The following is a 22,509-nucleotide window of genomic DNA, read 5'->3' on the forward strand; positions in this document are numbered from 1 at the left end:
TGAACACCATCCTACGCCCGTGGCCGAAAGGCCCTGAACAGGGCGTGCGGTAGGGTGGAACGCATGGCCAATTCGGGAGACTTCGTTCATCTGCACAACCACACGCACTATTCGCTGCTCGACGGGGCGTCCAAGATCCCGGATCTCGCCAAGTACACGGCCGAGCTCGGCATGCCGGCCGTGGCGATCACCGACCACGGCAACATGCACGGCGCGTACGAGATGTACACGAACTGCGTGGCCAACGGCGTCAAGCCGATCATCGGCATCGAGGCGTACGTGACGCCGGAGACCGCGCGCCAGGACAAGTCCCGCGTGCACTGGGGCACCGAGGACCAGCGCCGCGACGACGTCTCCGGCGGCGGCCTCATCACCCACATGACGATGTGGGCGGAGAACGACGAAGGCCTCGTCAACCTCATCAAGGCGAGCTCCGTGGCGAACCTCGAAGGCCGCGTCCAGCGCTACCCGCGTATGGACAAGGAGGTGCTCGCCACCTACTCGAAAGGCGTGATCGCCTCGTCCGGATGCCCGTCCGGCATCATCCAGACCAGGCTGCGCCTCGGACAGTTCGACGAGGCGCTGCGCGCCGCCGGCGAATTCCAGGACATCTTCGGCCGCGACAACTTCTTCATCGAGCTCATGGACCATGGTCTCAAGATCGAGAAGGAGGTCACCGCGGGCCTGCTCGACATCGCGAAGCGGCTGGACGCGCCGCTGCTCGCCACCAACGACTCCCACTACGTGCACGCCGAGGACGCGGAGGCGCAGGACGCGATGCTGTGCATCAACTCCGGCTCCCACCTCGACGACCCGGACCGCTTCAAGTTCGACGGCACCGGCTACTACATCAAGCCGGCCGCCGAGATGCGCGAGCTCTTCAAGGAGTTCCCCGAGGCGTGCGACAACACGCTGGAGATCGCCGAACGCTGCAACGTGATCTTCGACGACCACGAGGACGGCGCGTTCATGCCCCAGTTCCCCTGCCCGGAAGGCTGGGACGAGGCCTCGCTGTTCCTCAAGAAGGTCGAGGAGGGACTGGAGCGCCGCTACGACGGCAACGTGCCCGAACACGTGTCGAAGCAGGCGGACTACGAGTGCGGCATCATCTGCCAGATGCAGTTCTGCGGCTACTTCCTCGTCGTCGCCGACTACATCCAGTGGGCGAAGGACCACGACATCATGGTCGGCCCCGGCCGAGGCTCCGCCGCAGGCTCGATGGTCGCCTACGCGATGGGCATCACAGAGCTCGACCCGCTGGAGCACGGCCTCATCTTCGAGAGGTTCCTCAACCCGGAACGCGTCTCCCTGCCGGATATCGACGTCGACTTCGACCCGGACGGCCGCCTCGACGTGATCAACTACTGCGGCGAGAAATACGGCCACGACAAGGTCGCCCAGTGCGTGATCTACGGCGTCATCAAGACCAAGCAGGCGCTGAAGGACTCGGCGCGCATCATGGGCTACGAGTTCTCGATGGGCGAGAAGGTCACCAAGGCGCTGCCGCCGTCGAAGAACGGCAAGGACGCGTCGCTCAAGGAGATCTTCGACCCCACGTCGAAGCGCTTCGCCGAGGCGCGCGAGTTCCGCGAACTGTACGAATCCGACCATGACGCGCACCAGATCGTCGACAAGGCGAAGACCATCGAGGGCCTGATCCGCCAGACCGGCGTGCACGCCTGCGCCACGATCATGGGAAGCGCGCCGATCACCGACACGTCGCCGCTGCTGGAACGCACCGACGGCACCGTCACGACCACGTTCGAATACCATACGTGCGAGACGCTGGGCCTGGTCAAGATGGACTTCCTCGGCCTGTCCAACTTGACGGTCATCCAGGACACGCTGAAGAACATCGTCGCCAACGGCAAAGAGGCGATCGACTACACGAAGATCCCGCTCGACGACAAGCCCACCTACGAGCTGCTGTCGCGCGGCGACACGCTCGGCGTGTTCCAGCTCGATTCCGACGGCATGCGCTCGCTGCTCAAGATGCTCAAGCCCGACAACTTCAACGACATCTCCGCATTGATCGCCCTGTACCGACCGGGCCCGATGTCGATGGAATCGCACATCAACTACGCGAAGCGCAAGAACGGCCTGCAGAAGATCACGCCGATCCACCCGGAGCTCGACGAGCCGTTGAAGCAGGTGCTCGACGAGACGTACGGCCTGATCATCTACCAGGAGCAGGTGCAGTCCGCCGCGCGAATCCTCGCCGGCTACTCGCTCGGCAAGGCCGACGTGCTCCGACGCGCCATGGGCAAGAAGAAGCCGGAGGTGCTGGCCAAGGAGAAGGTGCCGTTCTTCGCCGGCATGAAGGAGCACGGCTATTCGGAGGAGTCCGCGCAGGCCGTGTGGGACATCCTCGTCCCGTTCTCCGGATACGCGTTCAACAAGGCGCACTCCGCCGCCTACGGCCTCATCTCGTACTGGACCGCGTACCTGAAGACCCACTACCCGGTCGAGTTCATGGCCGCGCTGCTCCAGGGCACGAAGGACAACAAGGACAAGACCGCCCTGTATCTGGGCGAGGCGCGCCGCATGGGCATCCAGGTGCTCTCGCCGGACGTCAACGAGTCGCAGCTCGCGTACTCGGCCGTCGGCGACGTCGTGCGCTTCGGCCTCGGCGCGATCCGCAACGTGGGCGACAAGGCGGTGGCCGACATCATCGCCGAACGTTCCGGCGGACACGGCAAGTACGTGAACTTCATGGACTTCATCCGTCGCGTGCCGTTGACCGCGCTCAACAAGCGTCTCGTCGAATCGCTGATCAAGGCGGGCGCGTTCGATTCGATCGACCCGAACCGCCGCGCCCTGTTCCAGATTCACGAGACCGCCATCGATTCGGTCGTCGGATTGAAGCGCAAGCAGGCGGAGGGCCAGTTCGACCTGTTCTCCGACGACGAGGACGGCGGCGCCGAGGCGATGGGCGACGCGGACGTCACCGTGCCCGACATCGAGGATTGGGACAAGAAGACCCGCCTCAACTTCGAACGGGAGATGCTCGGCCTGTACGTGTCCGACCATCCGCTCTCCGGCATGACCGCCGTGCTCGCCGGCCTGCGCGAGATGTCGATCGCGCATCTCATCGACCGGGCGAAGACGATGGGGGAGGGCCAGCAGGTCACGCTCGCCGGCATCGTCACCAAGGTCGACAAGCGCGTCTCCAAGAAGGGCAACCCGTGGGCGCTCGTCACCATCGAGGATCTCGAGGCGTCCATCCAATGCCTGTTCTTCGGCAAGGTGTACGAGGCGGCCGCGCCGAACCTCAAACAGGACGAGGTCGTGCAGGTGCGCGGCCAGGTGGAGCTGCGCGACGAGGCCGTCTCGCTCCGGGCCACCGAGCTCGACGTGCCGTCGCTCGAGGCGGAGGACGAACGGCCGGTCGTCATCACCCTGCCCGAGGTGGCGCTGAGCCGCGAGCACGTCATGCAGCTCGGCCAGGTGCTCACCAACCATCCCGGGTACTGCGAGGTGAAACTCGCCATCGTGGACGGCGACGGCAAGGCCGAGGTCCTCACGTTCGGCGACCGGTTCCGTGTGAAACGCGACACCTCGCTGTTCGCCGAACTGAAGATCCTGTTCGGCCCCAGCTGCCTGCCCGCCGCGTAGCGCCGGGGCGGCGCGCGCTACCGGCGGCGGAGGGGCTTGAGCTCGAAGACCTCGTCGGACTGGTCGGCGACGGCGGGGGAGTGCGTCACGATGATGACGCATTTGCCCTCCTCATGGGCGAGCGAGCGGAAGATTGCCATGATGTCGTCCTGCGTGGCCATGTCCAGGTTGCCGGTCGGCTCGTCCGCCAGGATGATGTCCGGATCGTAGCCGAGCGCGCGGGCGATCGCCACGCGCTGCTGCTCGCCGCCCGACAGGTGCAGGATGCGTTCGTTCGCGTATTCGGCGGGCAGCCTCACCTTGGCGAGCAGTTCGACGACGATATCGTGCTTCGGTCTGTCGAAGGTCTTGCCGGACGCCTCCATCGACAGGGTGATGTTCTCCTCGACGGTCAGGGCCGGCAGCAGGTTGAAGCTCTGGAAGATCACGCCGATGTCGTGGCTGCGGAACCGGTAGCGGTCCGATTTCGCCAGATCGGCGCCGTTGTAGAGGATGCGGCCCTCGGTCGGGCCGGTGAGCACGGACAGCAGCGAGAGCACGGTGGTCTTGCCGGCGCCGGACGGGCCGACGATCGCGGTCACGGCGCCGGCGTGGAAGCCGCGGCTCAGGTCGTCGACGACCTTCTTGCCGCCCTTCGTGTACGAGTAGGACACGTGGTCCATCTCCAGGACGGTGCGGGGTCCGGGGGTCGGGGCGGCGGCTTCCGTGGTATCGACGGTTTCGACGATTGTGGTTTCGGTGGTCATGTGATGTCCTTTCGGGAATGGGGGTCTCTCCCCCAGTCGGCTTCGCCGACAGCCCCCTCGTCAGAGGGGGCCGATACTTTACGGGTCAGGAGCGGTCGGCGAGGATCTGGAGCGGTTCGTAGCGGATGATCGCGACGATGCCGGCCAGGGCGGAGACGAGCGTCAGCGCGAGGCCGATGAGCACGAGCTGACCGACGACCTTGAGGTTCACGGTCGCGTCGATCTCGCTCACATAGTCGACTGCCTGCGAGAATCCGCCGGGGCCGCCCTGGCCTCCGGAACGCGCCGGCTGGGAGGATTGCGCATCGGAGGAGGAGCCGGAATCCGAGGAACCGTTCGAGGAGCCGTTGGACGATGACGAATCATCCGAGGAGGAATCGGACGAGGAGGAGCCGTTCGAACCGCCGGGCGCGCCGGGCATGTCCGCGGCACGGCCGAACTGGGCCTGACGGCTCGACGCCTCGGACTCCTGCGAGGAGACCTGCTGGGCGAGCAGCTGGTTCGAGACGGGTACCGAGGCCGCGGCGCCGCCGGCCACGCCGAGCGCGATGCCGATCATCGTGACGATGAGCAGCTCGACGACGAACTGGGCGGCGACCTTCGATTTGCGGATGCCGATGGCGGTGAGCACGCCCACCTCGTATTTGCGTTCGCGCACGTTGAACAGGTTGAGGACGACGAGCACCACGGCGCCCACGGCCAGCACGATGATCAGCAGGGTCAGCGCGAACTTGGCGAGGTTGTCGAGCGGCACGAGGCTGGACTCGTAGTTCTCGACGTCGGCGGAGGAGACGGTGTACGTGTCGTCGAGGCCCGCCTTCTCGACGTCCTTGACGAACGTCTCGTAGTCGTCCTTGCCGCCCAGCACGTAGGTGAAGTTCAGCTGGGTGCGGGAGGCGGAGGTCTGCGTGGTGGAGGAGTCCGAGGAGGAGGAATCGGACGAGGAATCGGAGGAGCCGGACGATTCGGTGGACAGGCCGAGCTTCTTCAGCGTGCTCACCGACGTGTAGATCGCGTTGTCCGGATCGGAGGAGGTGCCGCCCATCGGGCCGTTCGCGCCCGTGTTCGACGAGGTCGCGTTCTTGTAGATGCCGACGATGGTCAGCTCGTAGGTCGTGTCGTCTCCGGACAGGTCGGCCACGGTGATCGTGTCGCCCACCTTGAGCCCGTTGAAGTCGGCGAGCGCCTTGGAGACGATCACGTCGCCGTCGCTGGAGGAGCCGTAGCCGAACACCTTGCCGCTGGACATCGTGAACGTGCCGTTCTCCGCGGCGGCGACGGCCTCGTCGGAGGAGAATCCGACGAGCGAGAAGTCGCCGGAGTCCATGCCCATGCCGCCGCCTTGGCCGCCCATGCCGCCCGGACCGCCGCCTTGGCCGTCGCCGCCCTGCGCGTCGCCGGACGCGGCGGAGTCGGATGAGCCGGAGCCGGATGAGGCGGACGACGAGGAGTCGGTGGAGTTCGCCTCATTCGACGTGGTCGATTCGACCGGCTGGAACGCGTCGGTGCCGTTCACGGACGTGGTCTCCGTGTAGTAGGTGCCCACGTCGACGCTGGCCGCCTTCGCGTATTTCTCATAGTCGGCGAGGGAGAGCGCGCTCTGGTCGAGCGCGTCGCGCATCGATCCGAAATCGGGCTGCTTGGATGAGCCCGACGAATCCGAGGAGTCGGACGAATCCGACGAGGAGGCCTGTTTCGCCTTGCTCATCATCGCCTCGCGGTCCACGCCGATCGTGGCGGTGACGCTCGTCGAGGCGAGGCCGGTCTCGCGCGCGGTCTCGGCGGCGTTCCTGATGGACAGCCCGATCGTCGCGGCCGCAGCGATGATTGCCACGATGACGACGATGAGGATGTTGCGTCCCTTGTTGCGCACGACCGATCGCCATGCGTTCTTCAACACGAACATGGGTGTTCCTTTTTCGCTTCCATGCGCCGGGCCCTGCGCCCCACGCCACGGCTCCAGCATGCGGCGCGGGCATGGAAGCGCCCTTGCCGCATGCTGAAGGTCTCCCGGTGCGATCGGCGTGGAAATCAGGGGAGTTTCCTGAACGCGCGCTGGAAGCTAGTCGGCGGCACGCGTCATGCGCGTGTTCCCGTCGCCGGCCGCGTCGGCCTGGGGCTGTGCGGCGCGGGTGGTGATGCGGCCCTCGTAGTAGTGGGTCTCCTTGAGTTCGCCGTCGATGACGTCCGCGAAATGCTTCTCGTGCGTGATCATCGGCGTACCGCCGAGATCCGAGGCGTTCTGGTAGGCGGCCTGATGGTATTTGAGCCAGTGGGTCATCTCCTTCGTCTCGGACGGGTCCTGGACGGGGGCCGCCGCGTACGGGCTGTCGCCCCAGACGCCGGAATCGATGCCGGGCACGCATACGCCGTCCTCGCCGACCTGCGGCCCGTCGACGTCCGGCGCCGGTTCGAGCGTGCCCCGGATCGTCAGCCAACGCTCGTCCGCCGGGTTCTCGGCGCCGTCCAGCGCGGCGACGAATTCGTCCTCGATCTCGATGCTCGTCACCCACGTGTCTTCGGGGATCGGATGGTTCGCGATCGGCGATCCGGCGGTCACGATGTGCTCGATGTCGAACCGTTCCGATTCGTCGGAGGCGATCGCCGCGGCCACGATGCCTCCCTGCGAGTGCCCGATGATCGCCACCGGCTCGTCCGGCCGGATGCCCGCCTGCTCCATCGCCTCGACCACCATGCGCGCGCTGTCGGCGCGCCGCCGTCGCTCGGGGTCGTCGCTCATCAGCTCGATGTTCTGCTCCCATCCGAATGGGGAATCCCATTGGCCGTCCGTGCCGGGCACGGTGACCAGCCAGGCGTTGGAGCCGTCCGCCTTCTCGTAGCGCTGCACCGCCACCGTGCCGTAGACGAGCCCGGAATCGAGGTCGACCTTGCCGAGCCGCTCCTCGCCGAGCCGGCGCAGGTTCTCCAACGATTCGCCGACCGACGACGAGCCGCGCACCACGTCCGCGCGGGCGTCGACGCGTCTGACGGTCAGCGTGTTCCCTTGGTAGAGGTCCTTGATGGGGCCGGACCATTTGCCGATTTTGCCGGCCGCCTGGTTCACCTCGTCCGTATGCACCACGCCCTTGCCGATCTCCACGCCGGCGATCTTCGCCGCGATGCCCGACACGTAGCCTTCCTGGAACTGCGCCGTGATCCACGAGGCGTATCCGGGCGTGTAGGCGTGCTCCGCACCCATGCCGTAGAGGAGACCGCCGGAGATGCCGCCGATCATGGCCGCCGTGGCCCATACGGGGCTGGCCTGCGTGATCGCCTGCGTGAGTTCGGTGACGACGCGCCGCGACTGGCGTTCGGCATCCGAATACAGCGCGTTGGCGCGCACGAGCAGATCCTCCATGCCGCGGATCTTCGCGCACGTGTCGTTGATCTCGGCGGCGCGCCGCTGGCATGCGGCGATGAGCCCGTCGTAGGGGAGCGTCGTATGCTCCTTGCCGGCCATCGACGCTGCTCCGGAGGAGAGCACCGGGCACAGGGGCACGCTCGCACGGTCCGATGCGATGTCGGTGGCGGCCTTCGACCAGGCGAGCGCATGGGCGGTGAGTTCGCTGGAGGCGTCCCGCAGCGCGGCCTGCGCGGCTTGGAACTCCTCGACGGTGGCGGGCGCGGACTGGTGCCCGCCGTGGATGCGCGATACGATCTGCCAGCCCATGTCACGCCTCCGCCATGCGGGCCGTGGCGGCCGCGTCGTCGTCGTGCATGTCCAAAGGCGTGCCCAGGGTCCGCAACCGGTCGCGGAACAGGGAGGCGGCGTTGCCCTCCCAGTCGAGGCCGGTGCATGAGGCGAGCGCCTCGCGTACGAGCCCGGTCACGCGCGGCGTGTCCACGGCGACGGCCGCGATGCGCCCGCGGCTGGTCCGCACCGCCTCATGGCAGCGGCACGAATCGTCGAACATGGGTTTCGGCTGGAGGCCGAACGAGGGGGAGCCGGCGGCGGACGACGCGAACATGCGCATCGTGCCCGGGAATGTGGTGGTCAGCGTGTTCATACCGCCATTGAACGGGAACGGCCGGCTCCACGTCCAGCCGGAACGGGGGCTGTGGTCGGAGCCCCCGTTATCCACCATTCGTCCGGTGGCTTGACGGAAAACCGCCGGCGCTACCAGGGTTTGGTGGTCTGGGTCTTGGCGGTGTCCTTCTTGGTCCCGTCGTCGTTCTTCGTGGTCGAATCCGACGGCGTGGACTGCTGGTTCGCCTTGAGCAGCTCCTCGACCTGCCGTTTCTGCTTGGCGGTGAGTCCGCCGCCCTTCTTCGCGTTCCTCGACGCGCCGGCGCCGGTTCCCGAGCCGGCCGCCGCCGTGTCCGACGTGGATTCGCCCTTCAGCTTGGCGACCTCCTTGACGGTGCGGCTCGTGAGCTTCCTCGACACCTGTCGGTTCTGGCTGATCGACTGCCTCACCGAGGGGAACAGCAGGAACGACAGCGCGCCGGCGTCGTCGAACTGGGCGTCGGTCTGCTGCTGCCCCGCGCTCAACGCGTCGAGGTCCACGTCGGACTTGCCGGCCGTCTTCAGGTTCTCGTTCAACGCGGCGGTCGCCTCGTTGTAGCGCATGACCGCCACGAGGTTCACGCCGGCCACGCCCGCCGCGCACAGGGCTAGCACGGCCAGCACGGCGAGCAGCACGCGCACGCCCATCGGCGCGCGCGCCGCCGGTCTGGGATCCCCGGCGTCCTGCGCCCGTTCACGTGCCTTCACGCTCATATGAGCCTCCTTGACAGTGCGAACTGCGCGCCCGCCTCCCAAGCGAGCAGCAGCGCGACGGCGATGGCGACCGGCCAGACGACCGGCGTCACCCTCGTGCGCTCCTTGCGCGTGTTCGTCATCTTCCACTTGTTGCTGGTCTTCGACGACTTCGCCGTGGCCATCGTGTCCGTGGCGTCCACCTTCGCGTAGGTGCCGCCCATCTCGTCGGCGATGTCCTTGAGATTGCCCTCGTCCATCTTCGACACGCCCGGCTGGCCGGTGTCCGGATCGGTGACCCACTCCTGGGAGTCGGCGTCGCCGTCCGCGGACACGCCGTCCGCGATCTTCGGGATGTTGCCGCCCTCCGTGGAGCCGACGCCCACGGTGAACGAGTCGTCGAGGTAGCTGCGCAGCGAGGAGAACGTGCGTCGCGCCTTCGACGAGGTCTGCTCGCCGTCGGTGATCACGTACAGCACGACCGCATCATCCGGATGTTGGTCGCGGATCTGCTTCAGCGTGGTGACCAGCTGGTCGAGCGGCGCGTCCAGCGACGATCCGGACGACACGCTCGTCGCCTCCGGCGCGAGCGTGTTCGCCCAGCTGCGGATCGCCGGCGCGTCGGGCGTCAACGGCACGTCGAGCGTGCCGGACGCGCCGAAGCGCAACGCGGCGAAACTGGAGTCCGCGTACATCGTCGTCAGGTCGTCGACCGCCCTGTGCGCCGCCTCCAGACGCGTGATCGCCTCGTCGGAGCCGTAATGCGCGTCCGTGACGGCCATCGAGCCGGTCACGTCGACGGCGACCACCACGTCCGTCGCGTTCACGGCGCGCGACGTGGTCGACGAGACCATGGACGGGGTGAGCACGGCGAATCCCGTGAGCAGGCAGATGAGCGCGCGCCGCACGCAGGAGGCGAGCGTCTCGTCGCCGGCCGCGTGCCGCGCGTGACGCACGACGCCGACGACGGCGAACGCGAGCATCGCCAGCGCGATCGCGCCGCCGACCGGCCATCCGAACGCGGGGGAGAGCGTCCATACCGAATTCATCGCCTCAACCTCCAGACCACGAGCAGCCACAACGCGACCACGACGGCCAACGCCGCCTCGAACCATACGGGATCGTCCACCAGCGCCGCCTGGTTCGCGCTGCGGCTCTTCGCCGAACGCCGCTCGTCGATGTCGCGCACCAGCTCGTCGACGCTCGCGCCGTTCGACTGCGTGAGAAACACGCCGCCATGCGATTCGATCAGGTCCTTCATCCGCGTGGTCGTCTCCTCGCCTTCGCTCTGGCTGGGACCGGAGAACAGGCCGTCCACCGTGATCTTCGCGCTCTTCGTCAGGTCCAGCGCCTGCTCGAGCGTGTACGTCGGCGTGCCGGACACCACGTTGTCGGTGGCGAGCACAATCGACGCGGCGCGCGTGCGCGAGACGTCGGAGTCGTCGGACGAGGACGAGCCGTAGGCGAATCCGGGCAGCATCGCCGCGCAGGAGACCACGCCGTCGCCGATCAGCGACGTCGTGTCCTTGCGGTTCTGCGTGCCCTCCAGCCAGTCGGCGATCCGCTGGTAGTCGGCATCGCTCATCTTGTCGATGTCGTCCTGCGATTCGACGCCCTTCAACGCCTTCGACGCGGCGTCGAGCTGCTCGGCGACCAGATCGTAGTCGTCGGTCAGCGGGAACACGGTGCGCGAGGTCGAGTTGAAGATGCTCATGCCGATGCGCTCGCCCTCGAAATGGCCCACCAGATCGCGGTACGTGTCGATCACCTGGCGGTCATAGGGCAGCGTCGAGCCGGACACGTCGAGGCACAGGACGATGTCGCGGCTCGACGAACGCTCCTCGCTCACGTCCACCGTCGCCGGACGCGCGACCATCGCAATCGCGACGGCGAGCGCGATGACGACGAGCGCGGCGGCGCACCGGTTCAGACGGCGCCACCTGCGGAACAGCGTCGAGGCGCGTTCCGTGTTGAGGTCGTCGTCCAGCGTGAACACGCGGATCGTGTCCATCCGATGCCGGCGCGACGACAGCGCGACGATCAGGATGACGATCGCGGCCGCGGCGAGCGCGCCGGCGAGCGCGGCCCACGGCCATTGCCATGACAGCTGCATCAGCGTCCCCACCTTTCCACGAGATTCGACACCCACCCGGCAGCCTCCTCGACGTTCGCCTCGCGGGCGCGCGCGTTGACTGCGGCGTCGGCGAATTCGGGCGGGTAGAGCGCGGCGATCGTCATGCGCAGCAGGTCCAGCCCGCCGCGCACGGACGGGTCGCGCGGCTCGGTGCGGATGTCCGTCAGCGTATGCGCGGTCAGGTCGCGGCCCGTCGATTCGGAGGCGAAGTCGCGTGCGATCGCCGCCAGTTCGGCGAACGCGTCCTCACGGTCGAGTTCGCCGGCCGCGTGCCGGGACACCACGTCGTCGATGCGCGCGCGCCACGCCGCCTTGTCGCCGGCGGCGCTGTGCGCGCCGCGCGGGCGCGACTTGGCGCGGGTCCTCCTCGGTCGGGAGAGCAGCGCCACGCATACGACGAGCGCGGCGGCGATCAGCAGGAACGCCGCCAGCATGGCGATGAACGGCCCGGTCATGTCGATCTGGCCCGCGGGCGTCAGGTCGTCCGATTTCACCGCGAGCGTCACGCGGGAGACGGCTCCCGCCGCGTTCAGCAGATGATCCGCGCTCATGCGGCACCTCCCATCGGGGCGAGGCCGGCCGGGGCGCGCAGATGGTTCGCCGTGTTGCCCGCCAGCGCGCGGGAGACGAGGCGGACGAACGCGTCGAACATGGCCTCGCTGGATGCGGCGCGGATCATGTGGCCGTCCGCGCGCCTGAGTTCGCGCTCCAGGGCGGCGGCCATGTAGGCGCGGTGCGTGTCCACCTCGGCCGCGGCGCGCGCGTCGGCGAGGAACGCGGGCAGACGCCGCGATCCCATGCCGTCGAGCACGCCCACCGTGCGGGCCGCGGAGAACGGGTTCACGGTGGCCACGTCGATGAGGACGATCGGATGCGTGCGCGCCACCTGGCGCAGCGCCTTCAGCTGGCCCTCGGCCAGCGCGTGCTCGTCGGTGGCGAGCACGATCAGCGCGTGGGGGTCCTTGATGCGTCTCGCATAGGCGAGCAGGGCGTCGATGTTGCGCGGATGGTCCCAGCCGCGGTCCAGCGACTCGTCGAGCGTGCGCTCGAACTGGGCGAACCCGCCGTTGAACGGCAGACGGGTGATGCTGGCCGCGTCGGAGAGCACCAGCGACAGGTCGTCGGAACGGCGCAGCGACAGGGCCGCGAACATGCGCAGCGCGTTCGCCGCCACTTCGAAGGCGCGTTCGCCCGACTCGCAGGCCCCGGTCATCTCGCGGCCCACGTCCAGCAGCATCCATACGCGCGAGGTCACCTGACGCTCGCGGCGGACCACCATCGGACGGCCCTGGCGGGCGCTCGTCTTCCATTCGATCAGACGCGCCTCGTCGCCGGGCTCGTAGGCGCGCACGTCCATCAGCTCGTCGGAGCCGCCCGGACGCCGCGACGCATGCTCGCCCTCGATCACGCCCAGCGCCTTGCGCACGGTGGGCAGGCTCAGCCGCGTGCCCAACGCCTCAATCCTGGCCCTGATCGGATCGTCGGTTCGCGTGCCGATCATGGAACGGGGACCGCCTTGACGATGCGGTCGACGACCTGGTCGGCGGTCACGCCGTCCGCCAGCGCCTCGAACGTGAGCACGATGCGGTGGCGCATCACCTCGTGCGCCACCGACTTCACGTCCTCCGGGACCACGTAGTCGCGTCCCTTGAGCAGCGCGTTCGCCTGGCCGATGCGCGTCAGGGCGATCGAGGCGCGCGGCGAGGCCCCCAGCCTCACCAGCGAGCCCAGTCCCTGGATCGGGTGCGTGCCGGCGCCGCGCGACGTGGCCGCCAGATCGACCGCATACCGCATGATCGCGTCGGAGACGTGCACGCGACGGGCCGCCGCGCGCAGGAACTCCACGTCGCGGATCGACACCTGGTCGGCCGGCAGCTGCGCCGGATCGAACACGTCGGAGCCGCGGCGGGTGAGCAGCGCCAGCATGCGGCGCTCCTCGTCGGCCGTCGGATAGGTCATCACGGCCTTCATCATGAAACGGTCCATCTGGGCTTCGGGCAGCGTGAACGTGCCCTCCTCCTCGACCGGGTTCTGCGTGGCGATCACCATGAACGGCTTCGGCAGGGCGATGCGCTCGCCGCCGATCGTCGTCGCGCCCTCGGCCATCGCCTCGAGCATCGCCGACTGGGTCTTCGCGTTCGAACGGTTGATCTCGTCGAGCAGCACGAAGTTCGCGTGGATCGGGCCGATCTGCGTGGTGAAGCGCTGCGAGGCGAAGTCGAACACCTGGGTGCCCACCAGATCGGAGGGCATGAGGTCGGGCGTGCACTGCACGCGCTTGAACGTGCCCGACACGGAGGTCGCGAGCGTCTGCGCGGCCGTCGTCTTGGCCAGGCCCGGCACCGATTCGATGAGGATGTGGCCGCCCGCCACCAGGGTGAGGATCAACGATTCACGCAGATTGTCCTGTCCGACGAGCGTCTGGGCGAAGCGCGCGCGGATGCGGTCGGCCAGCGCCGCCGCCCGCTTCACGTCGTCCGCGGCGATCGCGCTCGCGGCCGTGGGCGCCGGCGCGGGGACCCGCATGCCGGCGGGTTGAGGGGGCATCTGTGGATTCGGAGGGAAAATTGCCATGCGTTCCACTCTAACCACGTGCGATGACCGCGCATCCTGACAATCGGCTGGATGCGCGGCCGTCGGCGGTCAGGCGAGACGCCAGTCGATCGGGTCGGCCCCCATGGCCGTGAGCGCCTGGTTGGCGCGCGAGAACGGATGAGAACCGAAGAAGCCGCGCGAGGCGGACAGCGGGGAGGGGTGCGGGGACTTGATGATGACCGCGTTGGTGAGCAGCGGCTCGAGCGTCTGCGCGTTGCGGCCCCACAGGATCGCGACAAGCGGACGCGGCTTGCCGGTCTCCGGGTCGACGCGGGCGTTCAGCGCGCGGATGGCCGCCTCGGTGACCTCCTCCCAGCCTTTGCCCTGATGCGAGTTCGGCCTGCCGACGCCCACGGTCAGGCACCTGTTGAGCAGCAGGACGCCGCGTTCCGTCCACGGCGTCAGGTCGCCGTTGGACGGCATGGGCACGCCGAGGTCGTCGGTCATCTCCTTATATATATTGGCCAGGCTCTTCGGCAGGGGGCGGACGTCCGGCGCCACGCAGAAGCTCAGGCCCACCGGGTGGCCGGGCGTGGGGTACGGGTCCTGTCCGACGATCAGCACCTTGATCGAATCGAACGGGATCGTGAACGCCCGCAGGATGTTGTGCGCGGCCGGCAGCCAGTGCCGTCCGGCGCGGTTCTCCTCGCGCAGGAAGTCGCCCATGCGGTGGATCGTGGGCTCGACGTCGGCCAGAGCCGCCGCCCAGCCGGGTTCGACGAGTTCGCTCAGCGGTTTGATTTCGCTCATGGCTTCACACTCTACCCGCATCCCGCCTCGCGCCGCGGCCATGTGCGCATGGCGTGGGCATGACACGGTGGGGCGTTCCGTTCGGGCGGTCATGCCGTTACACTCGGTGGGTAGTGTGACGAATGGAGGACAAGGCACCATGGCGAAAAGCGAGAAGGACCAGGCCGATTCCTACGAACCGGACGCGTTCGACAATCCGCCGAAGGGACCGGCGGGCATGCACCGTGGCGTGCGCTCGGCCGCGGCGCGGTTCGCGCCGTTCGTCGTGGTCGTCCTGGTGTCGGCGCTGTGCGGCGTCGGCGCGTGGGGCGTCTTCTCCGGCGAGTTCGGCAAGGTGAGGATGCCGTGGTCGCAGACCTCCTCCTCGTCCGCCTCGTCGTCTTCGTCCTCCTCTTCGGCCTCGGCCGCGGCGAAGAAGAAGGCCGCCGCCGCCAAGAAGAAGGCGGCCGAGGAGGCGGCGGCGAAGAAGGCCGCCGAGGAGAAGAAGGCCGCCGAGGAGGCGGCCGCGGCCGACCAGCAGGCGCAGGCCGACCAGCAGGCGCAGCAGCAGGCCGCCCAGCCCGACAAGACCAAGGGCGTGACCGTCATCAACGGCACCGGCGTCTCGGGCTACGCCGCCACCAAGCAGTCGGTGCTCGCCTCCGCCGGATACACGAACGTCGTCGCGTCCAATCCGACCGGCACCCTGCCGTCCGCCACCGTGGTGTGGTACGAGTCCGACGCGGACAAGGCCACCGCGGACGACGTGGCCTCCACGCTCGGCATCACGAACGTGCAGCAGGCCAGCGGCCTCGGCGGTTCGATCGTCGTCGTACTGATGAGCTGACCGGATCGTGGACGCGGTTCCGCCCCCGTCGGGTCCTCGTCCATGTTCCGTTCCATTTTTCCGGCCGCCTTGTTGTCGTTGACATGGGTCGCGTCTATACTGTCCCTTTAGTCGCGAGGCGGGGGGAGCGCGGTGTTGTAGTTCTTTATTCCCTCCGTGTCGGGAGAGATTACAGCTCACACAGCTAAGGGAAGTGCAACATGGCGCAAGGAACCGTAAAGTTTTTCAGTAATGGCAAGGGGTACGGCTTCATCACACCGGACGGTGGCGGTGACGACGTGTTCGTCCATTATTCCGTGATCTCGGGCGAGGGATTCAAGACCCTCGATGAAGGCGACAAGGTCGAATACGAGGCCGAGAAGGGCCCGAAAGGCATGCAGGCCACCAAAGTCACCAAATTGTGAACGACACGATGTGGCTTTCGTGACATCGCCCACCATGAGATCCCTAGGTTCGTGAGGTTGAGGATTCGGACCCCTCAGGTTTGCCCCGGTCGGTATGACGGGGCTTTTTTCATGCCCGGACGGGCCGACGGGGCCGCCGGTCAAGCCGAAAGCGCAATCGCATGGAAGCGTGTTGGCACTCGACGGGGTGGAGTGCTAATCTCATGGTTAGCACTCGGAGGTCGGGAGTGATAACCGGTGGCTGACGGCCGGCGGTCACGGATGGCCATACGGGTGGATATCGGTACACCAGCCATTTGGAGGATGAACACAACCATGGCAAAGATCATTGCGTATGATGAGGATGCCCGTCAGGGTATGCTGGAGGGCCTCGACAAGCTCGCCAACACCGTGAAGGTCACGCTGGGCCCGAAGGGCCGCAACGTCGTGCTCGACAAGACCTACGGCGCGCCGACCATCACCAACGACGGCGTCTCCATCGCCAAGGAGATCGACCTTGAGGATCCGTACGAGCGCATCGGCGCCGAGCTGGTCAAGGAAGTCGCCAAGAAGACCGACGACGTCGCGGGCGACGGCACCACCACCGCCACCGTGCTGGCCCAGTCCCTCGTGCATGAGGGCCTGAAGAACGTGGTCGCCGGCTCCAACCCGATCGCGCTGCGCCGTGGCATCGAGAAGGCCTCCGACGTCATCGTCAAGGAGCTCATCGCCGCCGCCAAGGACGTCGAGACCAAGGACCAGATCGCCGCGACCGCCACCATCTCCGCCGCCGATCCGGAAGTCGGCGAGAAGATCGCCGAGGCCCTGGACAAGGTCGGCCAGGACGGCGTCGTCACCGTCGAGGACAACAACCGCTTCGGCCTGGACCTCGAGTTCACCGAGGGCATGCGCTTCGACAAGGGCTACATCGCCCCGTACTTCGTCACCAACGCCGACGACCAGACCGCCGTGCTCGAGGATCCGTACATCCTGCTGACTTCCGGCAAGGTGTCCAGCCAGCAGGACGTCGTCCACGTGGCCGAGCTGGTCATGAAGACCGGCAAGCCGCTGCTGATCATCGCCGAGGACGTCGACGGCGAGGCGCTGCCGACCCTCATCCTCAACAACATCCGCGGCACCTTCAAGTCCTGCGCCGTCAAGGCCCCGGGCTTCGGCGACCGCCGCAAGGCCATGCTCCAGGACATGGCCATCCTGACCGGCGCCCAGGTCGTCTCCGACGAGCTCGGCCTCAAGCTCGACTCCGTCGACGTCTCCGTGCTCGGCCACGCCAAGAAGGTCATCGTCTCCAAGGACGAGACCACCATCGTCCAGGGTGCCGGCTCCAAGGAGGACATCGACGCCCGCGTGGCCCAGATCCGCGCCGAGATCGAGAACACCGACTCCGACTACGACCGCGAGAAGCTGCAGGAGCGTCTCGCCAAGCTGGCCGGCGGCGTCGCCGTCATCAAGGTCGGCGCGGCCACCGAGGTCGAGGCCAAGGAGCGCAAGCACCGCATCGAGGACGCCGTGCGCAACGCGAAGGCCGCCATCGAGGAAGGCCTGCTGCCCGGCGGTGGCGTGGCCCTCGTCCAGGCCGCCAAGAAGGCCGAGTCCGATGAGGCCGTCACCTCGCTGACCGGCGAGGAGGCCACCGGCGCCGCCATCGTGTTCCGCGCCATCGAGGCCCCGATCAAGCAGATCGCCGAGAACGCCGGCGTCTCCGGCGACGTCGTGATCAACAAGGTCCGCTCCCTGCCGGACGGCGAGGGCTTCAACGCCGCCACCGACACCTACGAGGACCTGCTGGCCGCCGGCGTCACCGACCCGGTCAAGGTGACCCGTTCCGCCCTGCAGAACGCCGCCTCCATCGCCGGCCTGTTCCTGACCACCGAGGCCGTCGTCGCCAACAAGCCGGAGCCGAAGCCGGCCGCCCCGGCCGCCGGCGCCGACATGGGCTACTGATCGGAAGGCCGATCGGTTCCATCAGGTGACTGATTGAAGGGACCCGAGCGCATGGTTCGCCCATGTGCCCGGGTCCCTTCGTCGTATGCCTGCCAAGGTCACTGCGCGAAGAGGCGCGTGGCCTGGGATTCGGTCTCCGCGTAGAGCGTGGAGGCCTGCATCAGGGTGTTCTGGATTGACTCCAGCGACGTCTCCATCTGCTGCTGGGCGGCGCGCCACTGCTCGGCCACCGAGGTGAACTGCGTGGCCGCCGAGCCGCGCCAGGCGTCCTGCAGCGCGTTGAGGTTCGCGTACATGCCGGCGACGGCCTGCCTGATCTGGCTCACCGAGGCCTGCACGGCCGCGCTCGAAGCTTGGATCCTCTCGGAATCCACCTGGTATTGGGGCATCGTTGTCTCCTTTGCTTGCCGGGGATTGATTGTCTGTTGGCGCAACCGGTCGCTAAGGTGGAGTCTATGATGTCTGCACGAATGAGGAACGAGAAAACGGCCCCTGTGGTCGGAGCCCCCTGTGACGGCGTGTCGCCGATGGTGAAACGGCTTGTCTGCCTGCTTGCGGCGCTGATGTGCGCGATGTGGATAACCCCCGCGGCGCTCGCCGCGGACGCCCCCACCACCACCAACGACATCACCGACACGCAGAACCTGCTCGGCAAGAACGAATCGGCCGTGTCCGACGCGATGAAGCGCACCGAGCAGGAGACCGGCGTGCACGTGCGCCTCCTCTACATCGACACCTTCGGCACCAGCGACAAGTCCGCATGGGCGTCGACGGTGCTGGAATCCACCGACCCCGAGCCGAACACGGTGCTGCTCGCCGTGGCCTCCGGCGACGGCAGCCTCGTCGTATGCGTCTCCAAGAACTCCGACGAATGGCTCAACAACCAGAAGACCATCGATGCGCTGAGCGACGCCGCGATGAAGCCGCTCACCAAACAGGGGGCGCAGGACTGGCCGGGGTCGGCCACCGCCATGATGGACGAGATCAGGCAGCAGAAGCAGACCTCCACGAACACCGGCACGATGAAGATCGGCGTCATCGTCATGGGACTCGTGCTCGTCGTGCTGGTCGGCGTCATCGTCGTCACCGTGATCGTGCGCCGCCGCCGCGAGATCGGCAAGGACGCCGCGGCCGGGGAATCCGGGAAGACCGGGGAATCCGGGAAGACCGAGGGGAGTGCCGAGGAAGCGGAGTCCTCCGCTCCGATGCCGGAACCGACACCGACGACGGAACCGACACCGACGACGGAACCGGCTCCCGGACCGGCGGCCGGGGAGACCGCGGCATCCACGGCATCCGCGGCGCCCGAGGCGCCTGCGGAGGCGGAACGCCCGATGACGCGGCGCGAACTGCGTGAGGCGCGCAAGCGCAAGCGCGGCCTGTTCGGCCGCTGAACCCGCCCGGCCGCGCCCGGCATACCGCGGACGCGTCAGCAATCCACAGAGGCCTTTCAGGAAACCTACAGAGAAGCGGGTCATGCTGGGAGCCATGAGCAAGCCCATTGAAGCATCGATCGTCGTCGTGGACGACGAGCCGTCCATCCGTGAACTGCTGGTCGCCTCCCTGCATTTCGCCGGGTTCGAGGTGAACACCGCCGCCTCCGGTTCCGAGGCCATCGAGGTCATCGAGAAGGTCGAGCCCGACCTCATCGTGCTCGACGTCATGCTGCCGGACATCGACGGGTTCACCGTGACCCGCCGCATCCGGCAGGAGGGCATCGACGCGCCCGTGCTGTTCCTCACCGCGCGCGACGACACGCAGGACAAGGTCATGGGCCTGACCGTCGGCGGTGACGACTACGTGACCAAGCCGTTCAGCCTCGAGGAGGTCGTCGCCCGCATCCGCGCCATCCTGCGCCGCACGCGCGAGCAGGTGGAGGACGATCCGATCATCCGCGTCGGCGACCTCGAGATCAACGAGGACTCCCACGACGTGACCCGCGCCGGCCAGACCGTGGACCTGAGCCCCACCGAATACAAGCTGCTGCGCTACCTCATGGACAACGCCGGACGCGTGCTGTCCAAGGCGCAGATCCTCGACCACGTGTGGCAGTACGACTGGGGCGGCGACGCGGCCATCGTCGAAAGCTACATCTCCTACCTGCGCAAGAAGGTCGACGGCGTCATGGTCGAAGGCGAGGACGGCGAGAAGCACAAGGTCACGCCGCTCATCGAGACCAAGCGCGGCATCGGCTACATGATCCGCGAACCGAAGTCATGATCGTGCAGCCGCAGTTCCCGCCGAAGAACGGATCCGGCCCCGCCATGCCGCGCGCCGCCCTCCTGAAGCCGCCGAAGGCCACGGGATGGCGGCGCGTGCCGCGCTTCTTCCTCGACCATCTCGACCGCGTCTCGCTGAGCGCCAAGCTCGTCGCCTGCACGCTCGTCGTGCTCATCGTCGGCACGGTCGGCATCTCCGCGTCCATCCGTCAGCTGGTCAGCAGCTACCTGCTCGAGAAGACCGACTCGCAGATCACCTCCCAGCGCGAACTCGTGATGCGCGGCAGCTCGCTGCTCACGGACTCCGACCTGAAGAACTACGGCCTCAACACCTACTTCCTCCAGATCCGCCACGCCAAGGACGGCAAACTCACCGGGCAGATCGACACGCGCCTGTACCCGATACTCGAGGACAGCGTCGTGACCATCCCCGACCTGCCGTCCAACGACGAAATCACCGACGACATGCTCGGTCAGCCGTACACCACCGGCGCCATCGTCACCACCGTCGCGCGCATGAACGCCGCCTCCTCGTCGGGCTCATCGGGTTCATCCGGCGGCACGTCGTCGTCCGACTCCTCCGGCGCGGCATCCGACGGGACGTCGTCCGGCGCCGACGGGGCCGATGGATCCAACGGCTCCAACGGCAATGCCGGCGACAGTCCGTCCGAAACGGGCGGCGCCCCCGGCGGCCCCGCCGTCGTGACGTCCACGCCCAGCAGCAAGACCCTCGACCAGGCCGCCGCGCCGTGGCGCGTCGCCGCATACCAGTGGTACGGCCTCGACGGCAGCTACCGGGGCATCGTGTTCATCGGACTGTCGCTGTCCGATCAGATCGACATCATCGACACGCTCACCAAATACTGCGCGATCGTCGGCATCGCCATCGTGCTGCTCGGCGGCTCGCTCGCCGCGCTCATCATCCAGCGCACGCTCGATCCGCTCAAGCGCATCGAGAAGACCGCCGCGAAGATCGCCGCCGGAGACCTCACCCAGCGCGTGCCATGGGCGCCCGAGAACACGGAGCTCGGCTCGCTCGCCGTCTCGCTCAACACGATGCTCGCGCGCATCGAGAAAAGCTTCCACGAACAGGAGCAGACGACGGCGAAGATGAAACGCTTCGTCTCCGACGCCAGCCATGAGCTCAGGACCCCGCTCGCCGCCATCCACGGCTACGCCGAGCTGTACACGATGCAGCGCGGCATGCCGGGCGCGCTGGAACGCGCCGACGAATCCATCGCCCACATCGAGAAATCCAGCCAGCGCATGACCGTGCTCGTCGAGGACCTGCTCTCCCTCGCCCGCCTCGACGAGGGGCGCGGCATCGACATGACGCAGACCGTCTCGCTCACCGGCGTGGTCGCCGACGCGCTCGACGACCTGCACGCGCTCGACCCCGAACGCGAGGTGACGCGCGGCTCCGTCGCGTACACGCCCGCCGCCGATCTGGACCATCCGTCCGCGCTCGCCATTGAGGCCGGCGACATGACGCCGGTCACGCTCACCGGCGACGCCTCGCGTCTGCGCCAGGTGGTGACGAACATCGTCGGCAACATCCACCGCTACACGCCGGCCGACTCGCCGGCGCGCGTCGGACTCGGCGTCATGCCCGCCTCGATCACGCCGGACGCACTCGCCATGCTGCCCTCGACGGACGAGTCGATGCGCCGCTTCCTCGACGCGGTCGAAGTGGGACGTTCGATGCACACCGGCACGAACTACGCGGTGCTGCGGTTCGAGGACCACGGCCCCGGCGTGCCCGAGGAGTCGCGCGCGCAGATCTTCGAACGGTTCTACACCGCCGATCCGTCCCGCGCCCGCGAGAAGGGCGGCACCGGCCTCGGCCTCGCCATCGCGCAGTCCGTCGTCAAGGCGCATCGTGGGCTCATCTGCGCCACGCCCACCGAAGGCGGCGGCCTCACGTTCACCATCGTCCTGCCGGTGGGTCCGGTCACGGCCGCCGGCGCGGGTCCCGTGGCCGCGGATCCGGACGGCGCGGCCGCGGGGAAGGCCCCGCGAGGATCGAAGTCCAAGGACAGGCCGGCCAAGGCGAAGCGCGGCTCCTGGTTCTCCCGTTGACCGTTCCGCCGCGCTCCCTCCCCGCCCTACGCCGAGAGCGTGTGGCGGGGGAGTGCGGTAGAATGAATCGGCTTAACGATTGGAGACAAGGAAAGCGAGAGTGTACGATGCCCACCGGTCGAGTTCGTTGGTTCGATGCCGCCAAGGGGTATGGCTTCATCACCAGTGATGAAGGCGGGGACGTGTTCCTGCCCGCGGCCGCGCTGCCCACCGGAGCCACCACGCTGCGCAAGGGCGCGAAGGTCGAGTATTCCGTCGTCGAAGGACGCAAGGGTCCCCAGGCGATGGGCGTGACCCCGATCGCCTCGACGCCGTCGCTCGTGAAGGCCACCCGTCCGAAGCCGGACGACATGGCCGCCATCTGCGAGGACCTCATCAAGATGCTCGACGCCGCCGGCAACACGCTGCGCCGGCACCGTTATCCCTCCGCGGCGGAAAGCCGCAAACTCGCCACGCTGCTGCGCGCCGTGGCCGATAATTTCGATGTGGAGGACTGAGACC

At 67.7% G+C, this 22,509-nt stretch carries 20 protein-coding genes; 8 read left to right on the forward strand and 12 right to left on the reverse strand.

Annotated elements, in window-relative coordinates:
• Nucleotides 1-63 precede the first annotated feature (63 nt).
• On the forward strand, nucleotides 64-3,615 hold the full coding sequence (gene dnaE, locus AC1AYD_RS00370) for a DNA polymerase III subunit alpha (protein WP_476501995.1): 3,552 nt from the start codon (nucleotides 64-66) through the stop codon (nucleotides 3,613-3,615).
• Nucleotides 3,616-3,632: 17 nt separating this feature from the next.
• On the opposite strand, the gene AC1AYD_RS00375 is transcribed toward dnaE, so the two are convergent.
• The 11 genes from AC1AYD_RS00375 to AC1AYD_RS00425 all read right to left on the reverse strand — a co-directional run bounded on the left by AC1AYD_RS00375 (nucleotide 3,633) and on the right by AC1AYD_RS00425 (nucleotide 14,539).
• Nucleotides 3,633-4,361 carry an ABC transporter ATP-binding protein gene (locus tag AC1AYD_RS00375; RefSeq protein WP_476544526.1) on the reverse strand — a complete coding sequence of 243 codons (729 nt, stop codon included), beginning with the start codon at nucleotides 4,359-4,361 and terminating at the stop codon, nucleotides 3,633-3,635.
• A gap of 85 nt (nucleotides 4,362-4,446) precedes the next feature.
• A complete protein-coding gene (locus tag AC1AYD_RS00380) occupies nucleotides 4,447-6,267 on the reverse strand; it encodes an FtsX-like permease family protein (RefSeq protein WP_476501993.1) in 1,821 nt (606 codons plus the stop codon).
• A gap of 156 nt (nucleotides 6,268-6,423) precedes the next feature.
• The gene (locus AC1AYD_RS00385) at nucleotides 6,424-8,031 is read right to left on the reverse strand and encodes a PGAP1-like alpha/beta domain-containing protein (RefSeq protein ID WP_476501992.1); all 1,608 of its coding nucleotides are present in this window, start codon (nucleotides 8,029-8,031) and stop codon (nucleotides 6,424-6,426) included.
• Between the two features lies 1 nt (nucleotide 8,032).
• A complete protein-coding gene (locus AC1AYD_RS00390; protein WP_476544527.1) occupies nucleotides 8,033-8,368 on the reverse strand; it encodes a hypothetical protein in 336 nt (111 codons plus the stop codon).
• Between the two features lie 110 nt (nucleotides 8,369-8,478).
• The gene (locus tag AC1AYD_RS00395) at nucleotides 8,479-9,081 is read right to left on the reverse strand and encodes a DUF6466 family protein (RefSeq protein WP_476501990.1); all 603 of its coding nucleotides are present in this window, start codon (nucleotides 9,079-9,081) and stop codon (nucleotides 8,479-8,481) included.
• Nucleotides 9,078-10,109, reverse strand: a complete 1,032-nt coding sequence (locus AC1AYD_RS00400) for a VWA domain-containing protein (RefSeq protein ID WP_476501989.1) — start codon at nucleotides 10,107-10,109, stop codon at nucleotides 9,078-9,080. Before AC1AYD_RS00400 ends, AC1AYD_RS00395 begins: the two co-directional genes overlap by 4 nt.
• Complete coding sequence (locus tag AC1AYD_RS00405) at nucleotides 10,106-11,173, reverse strand: VWA domain-containing protein (RefSeq protein ID WP_476501988.1); 1,068 nt, start codon at nucleotides 11,171-11,173, stop codon at nucleotides 10,106-10,108. Before AC1AYD_RS00405 ends, AC1AYD_RS00400 begins: the two co-directional genes overlap by 4 nt.
• Entirely contained in the window at nucleotides 11,173-11,745 is a 573-nt protein-coding gene (locus AC1AYD_RS00410; protein WP_476501987.1) for a hypothetical protein, read from the reverse strand. Before AC1AYD_RS00410 ends, AC1AYD_RS00405 begins: the two co-directional genes overlap by 1 nt.
• Nucleotides 11,742-12,695: a DUF58 domain-containing protein gene (locus AC1AYD_RS00415; protein WP_476501986.1), complete on the reverse strand. Its 954-nt coding sequence runs from the start codon at nucleotides 12,693-12,695 to the stop codon at nucleotides 11,742-11,744. Before AC1AYD_RS00415 ends, AC1AYD_RS00410 begins: the two co-directional genes overlap by 4 nt.
• Nucleotides 12,692-13,768: an AAA family ATPase gene (locus tag AC1AYD_RS00420; RefSeq protein ID WP_476501985.1), complete on the reverse strand. Its 1,077-nt coding sequence runs from the start codon at nucleotides 13,766-13,768 to the stop codon at nucleotides 12,692-12,694. The genes AC1AYD_RS00415 and AC1AYD_RS00420 overlap by 4 nt, the downstream gene beginning before the upstream one ends.
• Before the next feature lie 69 nt (nucleotides 13,769-13,837).
• The gene (locus AC1AYD_RS00425) at nucleotides 13,838-14,539 is read right to left on the reverse strand and encodes a uracil-DNA glycosylase (protein WP_476501984.1); all 702 of its coding nucleotides are present in this window, start codon (nucleotides 14,537-14,539) and stop codon (nucleotides 13,838-13,840) included.
• Between the two features lie 139 nt (nucleotides 14,540-14,678).
• Between AC1AYD_RS00425 and AC1AYD_RS00430 the strand changes: the two genes are divergently transcribed.
• The 3 genes from AC1AYD_RS00430 to groL all read left to right on the forward strand — a co-directional run bounded on the left by AC1AYD_RS00430 (nucleotide 14,679) and on the right by groL (nucleotide 17,710).
• Nucleotides 14,679-15,365, forward strand: a complete 687-nt coding sequence (locus AC1AYD_RS00430) for a LytR C-terminal domain-containing protein (RefSeq protein ID WP_476544528.1) — start codon at nucleotides 14,679-14,681, stop codon at nucleotides 15,363-15,365.
• 200 nt (nucleotides 15,366-15,565) lie between these two features.
• Nucleotides 15,566-15,769, forward strand: a complete 204-nt coding sequence (locus AC1AYD_RS00435) for a cold-shock protein (RefSeq protein ID WP_034529900.1) — start codon at nucleotides 15,566-15,568, stop codon at nucleotides 15,767-15,769.
• Nucleotides 15,770-16,084: 315 nt separating this feature from the next.
• Entirely contained in the window at nucleotides 16,085-17,710 is a 1,626-nt protein-coding gene (gene groL / locus AC1AYD_RS00440) for a chaperonin GroEL (protein ID WP_476501982.1), read from the forward strand.
• Between the two features lie 98 nt (nucleotides 17,711-17,808).
• On the opposite strand, the gene AC1AYD_RS00445 is transcribed toward groL, so the two are convergent.
• On the reverse strand, nucleotides 17,809-18,099 hold the full coding sequence (locus AC1AYD_RS00445) for a WXG100 family type VII secretion target (RefSeq protein ID WP_476501981.1): 291 nt from the start codon (nucleotides 18,097-18,099) through the stop codon (nucleotides 17,809-17,811).
• A gap of 81 nt (nucleotides 18,100-18,180) precedes the next feature.
• On the opposite strand from AC1AYD_RS00445, the gene AC1AYD_RS00450 reads away from it, so the two are divergent.
• The 4 genes from AC1AYD_RS00450 (at nucleotide 18,181) to AC1AYD_RS00465 (ending at nucleotide 22,505) form a co-directional block, all read left to right on the forward strand.
• A complete protein-coding gene (locus AC1AYD_RS00450) occupies nucleotides 18,181-19,104 on the forward strand; it encodes a TPM domain-containing protein (protein WP_476544529.1) in 924 nt (307 codons plus the stop codon).
• A gap of 94 nt (nucleotides 19,105-19,198) precedes the next feature.
• Nucleotides 19,199-19,930, forward strand: coding sequence for a response regulator transcription factor (locus AC1AYD_RS00455; RefSeq protein WP_476501979.1), 732 nt, complete (start codon nucleotides 19,199-19,201; stop codon nucleotides 19,928-19,930).
• Between the two features lie 275 nt (nucleotides 19,931-20,205).
• Nucleotides 20,206-22,008 carry a sensor histidine kinase gene (locus AC1AYD_RS00460; RefSeq protein WP_476502042.1) on the forward strand — a complete coding sequence of 601 codons (1,803 nt, stop codon included), beginning with the start codon at nucleotides 20,206-20,208 and terminating at the stop codon, nucleotides 22,006-22,008.
• Nucleotides 22,009-22,115: 107 nt separating this feature from the next.
• Nucleotides 22,116-22,505, forward strand: a complete 390-nt coding sequence (locus AC1AYD_RS00465; RefSeq protein ID WP_476501978.1) for a cold-shock protein — start codon at nucleotides 22,116-22,118, stop codon at nucleotides 22,503-22,505.
• Nucleotides 22,506-22,509 lie beyond the last annotated feature (4 nt).

Source organism: Bifidobacterium sp. LH_426 (genome assembly GCF_056356875.1).

Coding starts and splice junctions, on each gene's coding strand:
- AC1AYD_RS00455 (WP_476501979.1), top strand. CDS start 19,199: ATGAGCAAGCCCATTGAAGCATCGATCGTCGTCGTGGACGACGAGCCG.
- AC1AYD_RS00425 (WP_476501984.1), bottom strand. CDS start 14,539: ATGAGCGAAATCAAACCGCTGAGCGAACTCGTCGAACCCGGCTGGGCG.
- AC1AYD_RS00405 (WP_476501988.1), bottom strand. CDS start 11,173: ATGCAGCTGTCATGGCAATGGCCGTGGGCCGCGCTCGCCGGCGCGCTC.
- AC1AYD_RS00450 (WP_476544529.1), top strand. CDS start 18,181: ATGAGGAACGAGAAAACGGCCCCTGTGGTCGGAGCCCCCTGTGACGGC.
- AC1AYD_RS00390 (WP_476544527.1), bottom strand. CDS start 8,368: ATGAACACGCTGACCACCACATTCCCGGGCACGATGCGCATGTTCGCG.
- AC1AYD_RS00465 (WP_476501978.1), top strand. CDS start 22,116: ATGCCCACCGGTCGAGTTCGTTGGTTCGATGCCGCCAAGGGGTATGGC.
- AC1AYD_RS00420 (WP_476501985.1), bottom strand. CDS start 13,768: ATGGCAATTTTCCCTCCGAATCCACAGATGCCCCCTCAACCCGCCGGC.
- AC1AYD_RS00445 (WP_476501981.1), bottom strand. CDS start 18,099: ATGCCCCAATACCAGGTGGATTCCGAGAGGATCCAAGCTTCGAGCGCG.
- AC1AYD_RS00430 (WP_476544528.1), top strand. CDS start 14,679: ATGGCGAAAAGCGAGAAGGACCAGGCCGATTCCTACGAACCGGACGCG.
- AC1AYD_RS00435 (WP_034529900.1), top strand. CDS start 15,566: ATGGCGCAAGGAACCGTAAAGTTTTTCAGTAATGGCAAGGGGTACGGC.
- AC1AYD_RS00460 (WP_476502042.1), top strand. CDS start 20,206: ATGCGCGGCAGCTCGCTGCTCACGGACTCCGACCTGAAGAACTACGGC.
- AC1AYD_RS00380 (WP_476501993.1), bottom strand. CDS start 6,267: ATGTTCGTGTTGAAGAACGCATGGCGATCGGTCGTGCGCAACAAGGGA.
- AC1AYD_RS00410 (WP_476501987.1), bottom strand. CDS start 11,745: ATGAGCGCGGATCATCTGCTGAACGCGGCGGGAGCCGTCTCCCGCGTG.
- dnaE (WP_476501995.1), top strand. CDS start 64: ATGGCCAATTCGGGAGACTTCGTTCATCTGCACAACCACACGCACTAT.
- AC1AYD_RS00415 (WP_476501986.1), bottom strand. CDS start 12,695: ATGATCGGCACGCGAACCGACGATCCGATCAGGGCCAGGATTGAGGCG.
- AC1AYD_RS00400 (WP_476501989.1), bottom strand. CDS start 10,109: ATGAATTCGGTATGGACGCTCTCCCCCGCGTTCGGATGGCCGGTCGGC.
- AC1AYD_RS00395 (WP_476501990.1), bottom strand. CDS start 9,081: ATGAGCGTGAAGGCACGTGAACGGGCGCAGGACGCCGGGGATCCCAGA.
- AC1AYD_RS00375 (WP_476544526.1), bottom strand. CDS start 4,361: ATGACCACCGAAACCACAATCGTCGAAACCGTCGATACCACGGAAGCC.
- AC1AYD_RS00385 (WP_476501992.1), bottom strand. CDS start 8,031: ATGGGCTGGCAGATCGTATCGCGCATCCACGGCGGGCACCAGTCCGCG.
- groL (WP_476501982.1), top strand. CDS start 16,085: ATGGCAAAGATCATTGCGTATGATGAGGATGCCCGTCAGGGTATGCTG.